15 protein-coding genes and 1 rRNA gene are annotated in these 13,448 nt (G+C 56.0%); 8 read left to right on the top strand and 8 right to left on the bottom strand.

The window, feature by feature from the left end:
• Both HP564_RS17780 and gmhB read right to left on the bottom strand, forming a co-directional pair.
• Positions 1–167, bottom strand: a 16S ribosomal RNA gene (locus HP564_RS17780); the annotation flags it as partial.
• A gap of 403 nt (positions 168–570) precedes the next feature.
• The gene (gene gmhB, locus HP564_RS17775; RefSeq protein ID WP_371245152.1) at positions 571–1,131 is read right to left on the bottom strand and encodes a D-glycero-beta-D-manno-heptose 1,7-bisphosphate 7-phosphatase; all 561 of its coding nucleotides are present in this window, start codon (positions 1,129–1,131) and stop codon (positions 571–573) included.
• Between the two features lie 200 nt (positions 1,132–1,331).
• Here gmhB and metN point away from each other — a divergent pair, with 200 nt between their 5' ends.
• From metN to proS, 6 genes are all read left to right on the top strand, one after another.
• Positions 1,332–2,363 (top strand): methionine ABC transporter ATP-binding protein MetN, encoded by a 1,032-nt coding sequence (gene metN / locus HP564_RS17770; RefSeq protein WP_371245151.1) that lies wholly within the window; start codon positions 1,332–1,334, stop codon positions 2,361–2,363.
• Positions 2,356–3,009, top strand: a complete 654-nt coding sequence (locus HP564_RS17765) for a methionine ABC transporter permease MetI (RefSeq protein WP_033749615.1) — start codon at positions 2,356–2,358, stop codon at positions 3,007–3,009. Before metN ends, HP564_RS17765 begins: the two co-directional genes overlap by 8 nt.
• Positions 3,010–3,046: 37 nt before the next feature.
• The gene (locus HP564_RS17760) at positions 3,047–3,862 is read left to right on the top strand and encodes a MetQ/NlpA family lipoprotein (RefSeq protein WP_371245150.1); all 816 of its coding nucleotides are present in this window, start codon (positions 3,047–3,049) and stop codon (positions 3,860–3,862) included.
• Positions 3,863–3,994: 132 nt separating this feature from the next.
• Entirely contained in the window at positions 3,995–4,390 is a 396-nt protein-coding gene (gene rcsF / locus HP564_RS17755; RefSeq protein ID WP_371245149.1) for an Rcs stress response system protein RcsF, read from the top strand.
• Entirely contained in the window at positions 4,387–5,115 is a 729-nt protein-coding gene (tsaA, locus tag HP564_RS17750) for a tRNA (N6-threonylcarbamoyladenosine(37)-N6)-methyltransferase TrmO (RefSeq protein ID WP_371245148.1), read from the top strand. The genes rcsF and tsaA overlap by 4 nt, the downstream gene beginning before the upstream one ends.
• 69 nt (positions 5,116–5,184) lie before the next feature.
• On the top strand, positions 5,185–6,903 hold the full coding sequence (proS, locus tag HP564_RS17745; protein ID WP_371245147.1) for a proline--tRNA ligase: 1,719 nt from the start codon (positions 5,185–5,187) through the stop codon (positions 6,901–6,903).
• Positions 6,904–6,937: 34 nt separating this feature from the next.
• Here proS and arfB read toward each other — a convergent pair whose 3' ends face one another.
• A complete protein-coding gene (gene arfB / locus HP564_RS17740; RefSeq protein ID WP_371245146.1) occupies positions 6,938–7,348 on the bottom strand; it encodes an alternative ribosome rescue aminoacyl-tRNA hydrolase ArfB in 411 nt (136 codons plus the stop codon).
• Positions 7,349–7,555: 207 nt separating this feature from the next.
• On the opposite strand from arfB, the gene HP564_RS17735 reads away from it, so the two are divergent.
• Positions 7,556–7,756 (top strand): YaeP family protein, encoded by a 201-nt coding sequence (locus HP564_RS17735; RefSeq protein WP_033749608.1) that lies wholly within the window; start codon positions 7,556–7,558, stop codon positions 7,754–7,756.
• Positions 7,743–8,003: a Rho-binding antiterminator gene (gene rof, locus HP564_RS17730; RefSeq protein ID WP_123797910.1), complete on the top strand. Its 261-nt coding sequence runs from the start codon at positions 7,743–7,745 to the stop codon at positions 8,001–8,003. The genes HP564_RS17735 and rof overlap by 14 nt, the downstream gene beginning before the upstream one ends.
• A 41-nt stretch (positions 8,004–8,044) precedes the next feature.
• Here rof and HP564_RS17725 read toward each other — a convergent pair whose 3' ends face one another.
• The 5 genes from HP564_RS17725 to accA form a co-directional block, all read right to left on the bottom strand.
• Positions 8,045–8,353: a cytochrome c gene (locus HP564_RS17725; RefSeq protein WP_371245145.1), complete on the bottom strand. Its 309-nt coding sequence runs from the start codon at positions 8,351–8,353 to the stop codon at positions 8,045–8,047.
• Positions 8,354–8,373: 20 nt separating this feature from the next.
• Complete coding sequence (gene tilS / locus HP564_RS17720; RefSeq protein ID WP_371245144.1) at positions 8,374–9,669, bottom strand: tRNA lysidine(34) synthetase TilS; 1,296 nt, start codon at positions 9,667–9,669, stop codon at positions 8,374–8,376.
• 51 nt (positions 9,670–9,720) lie between these two features.
• A complete protein-coding gene (locus tag HP564_RS17715; RefSeq protein WP_371245143.1) occupies positions 9,721–10,110 on the bottom strand; it encodes a VOC family protein in 390 nt (129 codons plus the stop codon).
• Between the two features lie 86 nt (positions 10,111–10,196).
• Positions 10,197–12,335: a lysine decarboxylase LdcC gene (locus tag HP564_RS17710; protein ID WP_371245142.1), complete on the bottom strand. Its 2,139-nt coding sequence runs from the start codon at positions 12,333–12,335 to the stop codon at positions 10,197–10,199.
• 147 nt (positions 12,336–12,482) lie between these two features.
• Positions 12,483–13,439, bottom strand: a complete 957-nt coding sequence (accA, locus tag HP564_RS17705) for an acetyl-CoA carboxylase carboxyl transferase subunit alpha (RefSeq protein WP_371245141.1) — start codon at positions 13,437–13,439, stop codon at positions 12,483–12,485.
• Positions 13,440–13,448: the final 9 nt, after the last annotated feature.

The following is a 13,448-nucleotide window of genomic DNA, read 5'->3' as shown; positions in this document are numbered from 1 at the left end:
TACCGTTTCCAGTAGTTATCCCCCTCCATCGGGCAGTTTCCCAGACATTACTCACCCGTCCGCCACTCGTCACCCGAGGAGCAAGCTCCTCTGTGCTACCGTTCGACTTGCATGTGTTAGGCCTGCCGCCAGCGTTCAATCTGAGCCATGATCAAACTCTTCAATTTAAAGTTTGATTTGCTTAAACCAGTTAAGCGGTGCTCATCTGTAAAACGTCATAATGAATGTCATTATGTGTCCACTCGTGAGGCTTGATATTTTTTAAAGCCCGAAGGCTTCTGATATCTGCTTCCGAGTGCCCACACAGATTGTCTGATAAATTGTTAAAGAGCGGTGCAGTCAGCGGCGGAGCCTGCTGCTGCGAGGTGGCGTATATTACGCTACTCTCTGCGCCAGTCAAGCGTTTATTTTCGCGCTGACCGGCGGTGACTTTCATCACCTCAACACTGCATTCCGTAAGCCGTTGTGCCGTGTCGATGGAGGCGCATTATAGGGAGTCGTTCAGAGAGCGCAAGTGCCTTTTTTAAAGTTTTGTGTCGTTCGTTTGAATAGTGTGCAAAACGCACGTTTTTAGCGCTTTTTGATCGCCTGAGGCAGGTCAGCAAGACTATTCAGCACCCAGTCAGCGTCGGCTTCCCCTTCTGCCGTTACCGCTTTACCGCTGCGCACCAGCACGGTGGTTCCGACGCCAGCGGCTTTTCCTGCCTGTATATCCTCAGCTTTATCGCCAATCATATAAGACGCGGCCATATCTATATTAAGGTGCTTCTGCGCAGAGAGCAGCATGCCGGGTTGCGGCTTACGGCAGTCACACGTCTGACGATATGCCTCAACCGGCGCATCTGGCAGGTGCGGACAGAAATAAATGCCGTCGAGATCAACATCGCGGTCTGCCAGCGACCAGTCCATCCATTCGGTTAACTGCATAAACTGATCTTCGCTAAACATACCGCGCGCGATGCCGGATTGATTGGTAATCACTACCAGCGCAAACCCCATCTTTTTCAGCTCCTGCAGCGCCTCAATGGTGCCGTCGATAAACTGGAAGTTGTCGATTTCATGGACATAGCCGTGATCGACGTTCAAGGTGCCATCACGATCGAGAAATACAGCCGGGACGTTGTTCGCCACTGAGAAACTCCTGCTACTGAAGATGCTACTAAAATTGCCGCCTAGTATTGCATGATTGCAATAAAAGAGAGAATGGCAGATTAAGTGACTAAGATTGATTTAGACGTCTGGATGCCTTACCATCCGCTCAGCTTTCGCACTGTGGTTCAGCGTGAAAGGTTCCACACCACGGACAACGCAAGACGATAATAAATAACCTAATGATTAAACTCGAAAATATTACTAAAGTGTTCCAGCAGGGATCACGAACTATTCAGGCGCTCTCTGGCGTTAGCCTGCATGTACCCGCAGGACAAATTTATGGCGTTATTGGCTCGTCTGGCGCAGGTAAAAGTACGCTTATCCGCTGCGTTAACTTACTGGAACGTCCGACATCCGGCCGCGTGCTGGTTGATGGGCAGGATTTGACCGTGCTGAGCGAACGTCAGCTCACGCAGGCGCGTCGTCAAATCGGCATGATTTTCCAGCACTTCAACTTAATGAACTCCCGCACGGTATTCGGCAATGTCGCCCTGCCGCTTGAGCTGGGCAGTCTGTCGCGTGACGAAATCAAAAAGCGCGTTACGGAGCTGCTGGAGCTGGTTGGCCTGGCGGATAAACAGGACGCCTGGCCCGCTAACCTTTCTGGTGGACAGAAGCAGCGTGTGGCGATTGCCCGCGCGCTGGCCAGCAATCCCAAAGTACTCTTGTGCGATGAAGCCACCAGCGCGCTCGATCCTGCCACGACGCGCTCTATTCTTGAGCTGTTGAAGGATATTAACCGCCGCCTTGGCCTGACCATTCTGCTGATTACGCATGAGATGGATGTGGTGAAACGCATCTGCGATCAGGTAGCGGTGATCAGCCACGGTGAGCTGATTGAAAAAGACAGCGTCAGCGAAGTGTTTTCTCATCCGAAAACGCCGCTGGCACAGCAGTTTATTCAGTCAACGCTGCACCTGGATATTCCTGACGACTACCAGCAGCGCATGTCGCCGCAGCCGGATACAGAGAAAGTGCCGCTGCTGCGCCTGGAGTTTACCGGCAAATCCGTTGATGCCCCGCTGCTCTCTGAAGCTGCACGCCGCTTCAACGTAAATAACAATATTATCAGCGCGCAGATGGATTACGCCGGTGGCGTGAAGTTCGGCATCATGCTGGCTGAAATGGACGGCGCGGAAAGCGATACCAGAGCAGCCATTGCGTGGCTGCAGGAAAATCATGTGAAAGTAGAGGTACTGGGTTATGTCTGAGGCGATGATGGCTTTACTGGCGCGCGGCGTCTGGGAAACGCTGATGATGACCTTTGTCTCCGGCTTTTTTGGTTTCGTACTGGGTCTGCCGGTAGGCGTTTTACTCTATGTCACCCGACCAGGGCAGATCCGTGAAAACCGCACCCTGTACCGTATCCTGTCGGCACTGGTGAATATTTTCCGCTCCATTCCCTTTATCATTCTGCTGGTGTGGATGATCCCGTTTACCCGCGCCATCGTGGGCACCTCTATCGGCCTTCAGGCGGCAATTGTGCCGCTGACAGTGGGTGCCGCGCCTTTTATTGCACGTATGGTAGAGAATGCGCTGCTTGAGCTGCCGACCGGCCTGATTGAGGCGTCGCGCGCTATGGGTGCTACGCCGCTACAGATTGTGCGCAAAGTGTTGCTGCCGGAAGCGCTGCCAGGGCTGGTGAACGCCGCGACCATTACGCTTATTACGCTGGTTGGCTACTCAGCCATGGGCGGTGCCGTTGGCGCAGGCGGGCTGGGGCAAATCGGTTATCAGTACGGCTATATCGGTTATAACGCAACGGTTATGAATACGGTGCTCGTGTTACTGGTCGTTCTGGTGTATTTAATTCAGTTTTGTGGCGACCGCATCGTGCGTGCCGTGTCCCATAAATAAGACAGCAATATCATTTTGTTTCCATTAAGGAAGAGATATGACTTTTACATTTAAAAAGATTGCCGCTGTGGGTGCACTGATTGGCGCAATTGCGCTGGCAGGATGCGATCAGAAAGCCAAAGATCCAAACCACATTAAAGTGGGCGTGATTGTCGGTGCTGAACAGCAGGTTGCTGAAGCGGCGCAGAAAGTGGCAAAAGATAAGTATGGCCTCGACGTTGAGCTGGTCACCTTCAACGACTACGTGCTGCCGAACGAAGCGCTGAGCAAAGGCGATATCGACGTTAACGCGTTCCAGCATAAACCGTATCTGGATCAGCAGATCAAAGATCGCGGCTACAAGCTGGTGCCGGTAGGTAACTCCTTCGTTTATCCCATTGCTGGTTACTCTAAAAAAATCAAATCGCTGGAAGAGCTACAGAACGGCGCACAGATCGCTATTCCGAACGATCCAACCAACCTTGGCCGTTCCCTGCTGCTGTTGCAGAAAGTGGGCCTGATCAAGCTGAAAGAGGGCGTAGGTCTGCTGCCTACCTCGCTGGACATCGTCGAGAACCCGAAAAACCTGAAGATTGTTGAGCTGGAAGCACCGCAGCTGCCGCGGTCACTGGACGACCAGCAGATTGCGCTGGCGGTGATTAACACCACTTACGCCAGCCAGATCGGCCTGACGCCGGCGAAAGACGGCATTTTTGTTGAAGACAAAGATTCACCCTATGTGAACCTGATCGTCAGCCGTGAAGACAATAAAGATGCTGAAAACGTGAAAAAATTCGTGCAGGCCTACCAGTCTGACGAAGTGGCAGAAGCCGCAAATAAAATCTTTAACGGTGGTGCGGTGAAAGGCTGGTAATCCCTTTCCTGACCATTCAGACCAGGGCGGCGCGTAGCCGCCCTTTCTTTTGCGCCGGATCTGGCGCGACTTGTTATTTCGCCTGGTCCTTGTTTCAATAACGCCACTTTTTACAACCTTGAGGATGTTGCTATGCGTTTATTACCGCTCTGCTTGTTGGCATTGATGCTGACCGGGTGCGTTCATGAATATCACCCGATAAGCAGCGCTCCCCCTCATTCGCAGCCATCCCGCGAGCCGACGCGTAAGCCGACGCCGCGTCCCGCACCGGTCAAAGTGTATACCGACGCCGCCGATCTGGTCAGTAAGCCGTTCCGCGATCTGGGTGAAGTGGCTGGCGATGACTGCCAGAGCAGCCGCCAGGATTCACCGCCTAATCTCGCTACCGCGCGCAAGCGACTGCAAATCAAAGCCTCCACGCTGAAAGCCAATGCCGTTCTGCTGCACAAGTGCGAAATCGTCAGCAGTACGCCGGGCTGCTACCGCCAGGCGATCTGTCAGGGCTCTGCGCTGAAAGTTAATCAATGAGTTCCTTTGCCTTTGAGCAGATCGGCGTGATTCGCTCGCCGTGGAAAGAGAAATTTGCCGTTCCGCGCCAGCCAGGGCTGGTGCAGGATGGTCATGGCGAACTGCACCTGATTGCTCCCTATAACCAGCCAGACGCGGTGCGTGGGCTGGAAAGCTTTAGCCATCTGTGGGTGCTGTTTGTGTTTCATCAGACCATGTCGGGCGGCTGGCGGCCAACGGTGCGACCGCCGCGTCTGGGCGGCAATGCACGTATGGGCGTTTTCGCGACGCGCTCAACCTTTCGCCCGAATCCCATCGGCATGTCACTGGTCGAACTCAAGGGCATCCGCTGCGAGAAGAATCAGGTCATCCTGCAGCTTGGCAGCCTGGATTTAGTCGATGGCACACCGGTGGTGGATATCAAACCCTATCTGCCCTTTGCCGAAGCACTACCGCAGGCGCAGGCGGGTTTTGCACAGGCGCCTCCCGCTGCCGATATGCCCGTGCGCTTCTCCCCGCTGGCTGAGCAGCAGCTTGAGCAGCAGCAAAAGCGGTATCCGCATCTGGCGCGCTTTATTCGTGACGTGCTGGCGCAGGATCCGCGTCCGGCCTACCGCAAAGGTGAGGCGCAGGCGCGAGAATATGCCGTCTGGCTGCTCGATTTCAACGTCCGCTGGCGCGTCGATGACACCGGCACCGAGGTGACGACGATTGACCCGCGCGAAAACGCGCTTTTGGGCCCGTGAGCTCGCTGGTACACTAGCCGCCAACAAAAATTCTGTCAGTGACTTTCCGTTCAACTGGAATCTTAATCAATGCGTACTACTCAATATTTGCTCTCCACTCTGAAGGAGACGCCCTCCGATGCGGAAGTCATCAGCCACCAGCTGATGCTGCGTGCCGGTATGATCCGCAAACTGGCTTCAGGTCTCTATACCTGGCTGCCGACCGGCATACGCGTGCTGAAAAAAGTCGAAAACATCGTGCGCGAAGAGATGAACAACGCGGGTGCGATTGAGATCTCAATGCCGGTGGTGCAGCCTGCCGATCTGTGGCAGGAGAGCGGCCGCTGGGAACAGTATGGTCCGGAACTGCTGCGTATTGCCGACCGCCACGAACGTCCGTTCGTGCTGGGCCCGACGCATGAGGAAGTCGTTACCGATCTGATCCGTAATGAGCTCAGCTCCTATAAGCAGCTGCCGCTGAATCTTTATCAGATCCAGACTAAATTCCGTGACGAAGTACGTCCGCGCTTTGGCGTAATGCGCTCGCGTGAGTTCATTATGAAAGACGCCTACTCCTTCCACACCACGCAGGCGTCACTGCAGGAAACCTACGACGCGATGTATCGCGCTTACAGCAACATCTTTAGCCGTATGGGCCTCGACTTCCGCGCGGTGCAGGCAGATACCGGCTCTATCGGCGGCAGCGCGTCGCATGAGTTTCAGGTGCTGGCACAGAGCGGTGAAGATGATGTGATCTTCTCCAGCGACTCTGACTATGCCGCCAATATTGAGATGGCAGAAGCCATTGCACCGGCTGGCGATCGTCCGCAGCCGACACAGGCGATGGCGCAGATTGATACCCCGCACGCCAAAACCATTGCCGAGCTGGTTGAGCAGTTCCAGCTGCCGATTGAAAAAACCGTGAAGACGCTGCTGGTAAAAGGCAGCGAAGAGAGCGGCCATGCACTGGTTGCGCTGCTGGTACGCGGCGATCACGAGCTGAACGAGATCAAAGCGGAGAAACTGGATATCGTGGCGTCTCCGCTGGTCTTTGCTACCGAAGAAGAGATCCGCGCCGCTGTCGGTGCCGGTCCTGGCTCACTGGGTCCGGTTGGCCTGACGATGCCGGTTATCGTTGATCGCACCGTTGACAAGATGAGCGACTTCAGCGCGGGTGCTAACGTAGACGGCAAGCACTATGTCGGCATTAACTGGGAACGCGATCTGCCGCAGGCCATCGTTGCGGATATCCGTAACGTGGTTGAAGGCGATCCCAGCCCGGATGGCAAAGGCACGCTGCTGATCAAACGCGGCATCGAAGTCGGCCACATTTTCCAGCTCGGCACCAAATACTCCGAAGCGATGAAAGCGGCCGTTCAGGGTGAAGATGGCCGCAACCAGGTGATGACGATGGGCTGCTACGGCATCGGCATTACGCGCGTCGTAGCCGCAGCGATTGAGCAGAACCATGACGACCGCGGTATTATCTGGCCTGCGGCGCTGGCGCCATTTGAAGTGGCAATTCTGCCAATGAATATGCACAAGTCTTTCCGCGTGAAAGAGCTGGCCGAAGAGCTTTATCAGACCCTGCGTGCGAAAGGCGTCGAGGTGATCCTTGATGACCGTAAAGAGCGTCCGGGCGTGATGTTTGCCGATATGGAGCTGATTGGTGTGCCGCACACCATCGTGATTGGCGATCGCAACCTGGATAACCAGGAGATCGAGTACAAAGCGCGCCGCGCCGGTGAGAAAGAGATGATCAAGCAGAGCGAAATCGTCGACTTCCTGCTGAAGGCGCTCAACAAGTAATGCCCTTCTCGCCCCCGTTACCGGGGGCGTTTTTTTACAGCACTTTTCCTCGTAGCGACTTTGTCGAGCTCCGCCGCGACTTTCCTTCCAGCCGACGCTCTTTCGACGCGCGCGTTGGACGCGTCGCCCGGCGGGTCTTTTCCACCCGCGTCAGCTCCTGAATCAGATTCACCAGCCGTTGCACCGCCGCTTCGCGGTTCATCTCCTGGCTGCGATACGTCTGCGCTTTGATAATGACGATGCCTTCCGGCGTAATGAGATGATGCTTCGCCGCCAGCAGTCGTTGTTTGTGAAACGGTGGCAGCGACGAGGCGGCAACGTCGAAACGCAGATGAATGGCGGTACTGGTTTTGTTGACGTGCTGACCGCCTGCTCCCTGGGCGCGTATTGCGCTCAGTTCTACCTCGCTGTCGGGCAGCTCAACCGTTCTGGAAACCTTAATCATTTGTCACCTGACTCTGCCTCGCTCTTTTAACCTGTTCATCAACTTAACCGTTTGTGCTCGCTGATTGTGCTGCTTCCCCAGCGAATTCTGTCACTTTAGCCTCTTTCAACCCGATGATCCTGCTTTACCCCGGCTGAAATCCTGGAAATGCCTGTGATATAGTCCCTCAGGCAACCAGAGTATTCTTGCTCTGCTGAGGAGGTGAACGTGCAAAAATATTGTGAATTGGTTCGCCAGAAGTATGCCGAAATCGGCAGCGGCGAACTGGGATATGTGCCCGACGCGATCGGATGCGTTTTGAAGGCACTCGATGATATTGCCGCAAATTCTGCGCTAAACTCTTCTGTCAGGGAACAGGCAGCGTACGCCGCTGCAAACTTATTGGTGAGCGACTATGTTGACGAATGAAGCCTACAGACCCATCAACTGCGATGATTACGACAACCTGGAACTCGCCTGCACCCGACACTGGACGCTTGAGCTTACCCTGAAAAATGGAGAGGCGTTAAAAGCGAAAGCGACAGACATGGTTTCACGTAAAAATGTGGAATACCTGTCCATCGATCTGTCGGGTGAAACGCGTGAACTGCGTCTCGATCACATCGCCAGCTTCAGCCACCCTGAGCTGGGCACCGTTGTCGTTAGCGAAGAATAACGACGCCGCTACGGGCGGGATTTTCCCGCCCCCTTCCCGCTTTATGGCTTCAGAGATGCATAGTAAGCCGACAAATCTGCCATATCGCCATCCCCCAGCCCTGCAACAAACGCCTTCATCACCTCCGCCTGCCCTCCGCTGCGCTCACCTTTTTTATAGGCCTGTAGCGCATGGTTAAGGTAGGCGGCATTTTGCCCTGCCAGGTTTGGATAAAGTGGCACGGTGCTTTTCCCTTCAGCGCCGTGACAGGCCATACAGGCCGCCGACTTCTGCGCGCCTGCCTTCACATCGCCTTCGGCCAGTGCCGGTAACGCTGCCGCCATCAACAGTGTGGCCAGTAATCTCTTCATTATGCTCTCCAGCACGCTTATTATGGTTGCCAAATCACCTGCCAGCCCTTGTCATCAACGGCCGCGCCCTGGCGCGTAACAAAAAGGCCGGGCGCACAGACAAGCGTCTGGTTGTAATAGATCAGCGGAATACGCTCACGCTGCCACGGTGGGATACCCAGCTCCTGCCACAGTTTTTTCATCTCGCGGCCCCCCGCGCGGCCGACCAGATGGAAGTAGCCCTGCGCATGAAAACGCACGCTGATCGGCTCATCCGCTTCAGGCTGGCGTAGCCGCGAGTGCCGATCGTCTGCAACCAGCCTGCCAAGCGACGCTGGCAGCCGCAGCGGCTCGCGGCGATTGTGCCAGCACAGCTGCTGGTCACGCAGCGAGGCACAGCGCGGCAGCCAGTAGAGGCGATCGCGATAGCGGCGTACCTCTGCCTGACCAAACTGCAAGCGCGGTTGCGCATCGTCGCGGCTCAGCATTACGTCCTGGCGCAGCCGCAGCAGCACCGCGCGTGACGGCATGGGTGCGCCCTGCCGGGCGATCCAGCGCCGCAGCAGCGCCGCCGCGCGCGCCTCGCTCATCTGTAACAGCGGGGGAAAACAGAGGCTGCCGTCAGGCTGTATCAGCCCGGCCAGCTGCTCCGCCAGCAGCTCATCCAGCAACTGCTCCTGCTCGCCGCACAGCGCCGCACTGCGCGCGCATGCCTCAGCAAAATGGGGCCAGCGCGCCTGTAATTCCGGCAGTAAACGCTGTCGCAGAAAATTGCGATCGTAGCGCGTATCCTGATTGCTTTCGTCCTCTGTCCAGCGCAGCCGATGCTGCTCTGCATAGGCTTCCAGCTGCTGGCGCGTCTGATCGAGCAGCGGGCGCAACAGCACCCGACCGTCGCGCTCCCGTCGTACCGGCATCGCCGCCAGCCCGGCTGGGCCGCTGCCGCGCTTCAGCGCCAGCAGCAGGGTTTCACACTGATCGTCCAGATGTTGTGCGGTCAGCAGCATTTCATCTGGCTGCATTGCCGTTATCAGCGCCTGATAGCGCGCCGTACGTGCCGCCCCTTCAATCCCCTGCTCACGCGCGTCAACCTCAACGCGCAGCACATCACAGCGAATGTCCCAGGCTTTGCACTGTACTTCACAGTGTGTGGCCCAGCTGTCGGCATGGGGGCTTAATCCGTGATGAACATGCAGCGCACGCAGGCGCGAGTGCGGATGCGCCTGGTGCCAGCAAACCACCTGATGCAGCAGCACGGTCGAATCGAGACCGCCGCTGAACGCCACCACCAGCGCGGCATCGGCGGGCAACGACGAGGCAAGAGAAGAGAAAGACATGACGCGTTCCACAATTCGGGCCGCCGGATGCGACCCTTAACGCGCGTTATTTTACGCCTGATAAAGCTCCAGCGGCAAACCATCCGGATCGGCAAAAAAGGTGCACTGCTTGCCGGTCAGCTCATCAATACGGACGGGCTCACAGATGACCCCTTTTTCCGCCAGCGTAGCCACCGCCGCTTCAACATCCGGCACGGTAAAGGCCAGATGGCGCAGACCGCAGGCTTCAGGATGGCTGACGCGCGCAGGCGGCGAGGGAAAGGAAAAAAGCTCAATCGTATACTGGCCGTTTAGCGCCAGATCGCCCTTCCAGGAGTCTCGCGCTTCACGATAGACTTCTCCCATCAGGCTGAAGCCGAGCACATCGCAGTAGAACGCCTTGCTGCGTGAATAATCGGTGGCGATGATGGCGATATGATGAACTGAAGATAACTGCAACATAGAACACTCCCTGACTGTTTTGTCTATCCTGAGATGAACGGCAGCGGCTTGCAATGCGCAATTATCTGAAGCCGCTGCCTTTTCTGCTATTGCAACACGCGCACGCGATAGTCGCCCTCTTCCGTCAGCGTCGCCCCGTGAATATCGGTTTCAAAACCAGGATAGTGGCGTCCGATGGTACAGAGCATCAGCAGGAAATCGAGTACTGCGCGGCTCTCTTCGGTGATCATCTCGCCGGGCATCACCAGCGGCACGCCCGGAGGATAAGGCAGGATCATATTGGCAGAGACGCGGCCAACCAGCTGCTTCAGATCCACCGTTTCCACCTTACCCTGCACCTGCTGCTGAAACGCCTGGTGCGGCGTCATCTTCATCTCCGGCAATACGTCAAAAGCTTTCAGCATCAGGCGCGGCAGATCGTGCTGACGGATCAGCTGGTGGATCCCCTGTGCCAGCGTCTGGATACGCATGTTGCGGTAGAAGTCAGGATCTTCCGCGTAGAGATCCGGCAGCATGTTTTTTACCCGCAGGTTGAGATCGTAGGCGCGCTTGAATTCGGTCAGCCCGCGCAGCACGCTCATGGCGCGCGTTTTATCGATGCCGATGCTGAACAAAAACAGCAGGTTATAAGGCCCGGTTTTTTCAACCACGATGCCGCGCTCGTCGAGAAACTTCGCCACCAGCGCAGCCGGGATCCCCTCATCAGCCATCTCTCCCAGCTCGCTCATGCCGGGCGTCAGAATAGTCACTTTGATCGGATCGAGATACATATGATCCGCATCCGCCTGCGTAAAGCCGTGCCACTCTTCTTCGCCAGGCTGGATCGGCCAGCATTCCGCCTCATCGACATGTGCCGGCTGCCAGATGTCAAAGAACCAGCTGTCTGACTCTTCACGCAACCGCTGGATCTCGCGCCGGAAATGCAGCGCGCGCTCCACCGAACGGTTAATCAGCCGCTTGCCGGGATTGCCGCGCAGCATCGCCGCTGCCGTTTCGATCGATGACACTATCGCATAGTTGGGCGAGGTGGTGGTGTGCATCATATAGGCTTCATTAAAGGTGTGCTCGTCGTAGTCGCCTTTAATATGGATCAGAGACGCCTGTGAGAAGGCCGCCAGCAGCTTATGCGTTGACTGGGTTTCATAGATGATCTTGCCCGGCGTGCGGTCGCCGCTCATACCGCTCTTTCCGGCGTAGATCGGGTGGAAATTGGTATAGGGCACCCAGGCAGAATCGAAGTGGATTGACGGCACTTCCAGCGTCTCTTTGATGTACTGGGTGTTATAGAGCAGGCCATCATAGGTTGAGTTGGTGATCACCGCATGCACCGGCCAGCTGGCGCGTGGGATCGCTGCCACCTTCTGCTCGATACTGGCGCGGGTAAACTCCTGTTTCGGTATCCCGCCCAGAATGCCCAGCGCGTTACGCGTTGGCTTCAGCCAGACAGGCACGATATCGCTCATCATCAGCAAATGCGTCAGTGACTTATGGCAATTTCGATCGATCAGCACCGTGCTGCCCGTCGGAGCCGCATACATGCCGACAATTTTATTTGATGTCGAGGTGCCGTTGGTCACCATGTAGCTCTGCTCGGCACCAAAGGTGCGGGCAACGTACTCTTCCGCCTCCAGATGCGGGCCAGTGTGATCAAGCAGCGATCCCAGCTCGGTGACCGAGATGGAAATATCTGCCTTTAGCGTATTGGCACCGAAAAAGTCGTAGAACAGGCTGCCAACCGGGCTTTTTTGAAAAGCGGTGCCGCCCATATGGCCTGGCGTGCAGAAGGTGTACTTTCCCTCTTTGACATAGGTAAACAGGGCTTTGGTCAGCGGCGGCGTAATGTGGTCGATGTAGTCATCCGTATACTGACGGATATGGAGTGCAATATCCTCAGCGGCGTTCAGCGCGTACTCAAAGAAGTGCAGCGCCATACGCATCTCATTGATGCTGACATCCATCTGCGAATGCGTGTTGATAAAGGCGTAGAGCGGCAGATATTCGTTGAGCTGATTGATATCGGCGCAGAGTTCGGGGCTGTTATGCGCGTCCCAGTCAAAAATCACGCCGCAGATACGTGGGTTGTGCTCGATAAGCTTCAGCAGGTCGTCGATGTTTTTGGGGTAAATCAGCTGAAAACCCTGCTGCGTCAGCGCTGTGTCGAGTTCGCGCAGTGGTTCATCTTTGTAGAACACACCGTGTGAGCCCATCATCGCCAGAATATTCAATGCGCACCTCCCTTTTTATGTGCAGTGCTAATCATAGCGAAGGATGACGGCTGACTGCTGTCGGAATGCTCCTTTCTCTGTAACTTAGCCTGAACGCGAACGTAAAAAAAGCGGACCGGAGTCCGCTTCATTGAGAGCTGCACGCGATTACGCGTAGCCGTAGCTCATCAGGCGCTGATAGCGACGATCCAGCAGCTCCTCGGTGCTCAGCGCATCAAGCTCGGCCAGATCGGCCAGCAGCTGATTTTTCAGCGCCAGCGCCATGTCCACCGGCTGACGATGTGCGCCACCCAGCGGTTCTGCAATGATAGCGTCAATCAGCTTCAGCTCTTTCAAACGGTTGGCCGTGATGCCCATTGCCTCTGCCGCCAGCGGGGCTTTATCTGCGCTTTTCCACAGAATCGAGGCGCAACCTTCCGGCGAGATCACCGAGTAGGTGCTGTACTGCAGCATGTTGACTTTGTCACCCACGCCAATCGCCAGCGCACCACCGGAACCACCTTCGCCAATCACGGTACAGATAACCGGGATTTTAAGACCAGACATTTCACGCAGGTTGCGGGCAATCGCTTCCGACTGACCGCGCTCTTCTGCGCCGACGCCCGGATAGGCACCCGGCGTGTCGATAAAGGTGATCAGCGGCATCTTGAAACGCTCAGCCATCTCCATCAGACGCAGTGCTTTACGGTAACCTTCCGGTGCTGGCATACCGAAGTTGCGACGAATTTTTTCTTTCGTTTCGCGACCTTTTTGATGACCAATGATCATGACCGGGCGTCCGTCGAGGCGAGCGATACCGCCAACAATCGCCTTGTCGTCAGCATAGGCGCGATCGCCTGCCAGCTCGTCAAAGTCGTCAAAAGCGTTGCGAACATAATCCAGCGTGTAAGGACGCAGCGGATGGCGCGCCAGCTGCGCGACCTGCCATGCACCCAAATCGGCGAAGATTTTACGGGTCAGCTCGACGCTTTTCTCGCGCAGACGCTGTACTTCTTCGTCCAGGTTAATATGTTTATCATCCTGACGACCAATCGACGTCAGCGAATCAATCTTCGCCTCCAGTTCCGCGATTGGCTGTTCAAAATCCAGGTAATTAAGACTCATAATGTTCCT

The organism is Pantoea sp. KPR_PJ (assembly GCF_041386365.1).
Lineage (GTDB): Bacteria > Pseudomonadota > Gammaproteobacteria > Enterobacterales > Enterobacteriaceae > Pantoea.
The sequence above is the reverse complement of the archived record's forward strand: the minus strand, read 5'-3'. Positions and strand labels throughout refer to the sequence as shown.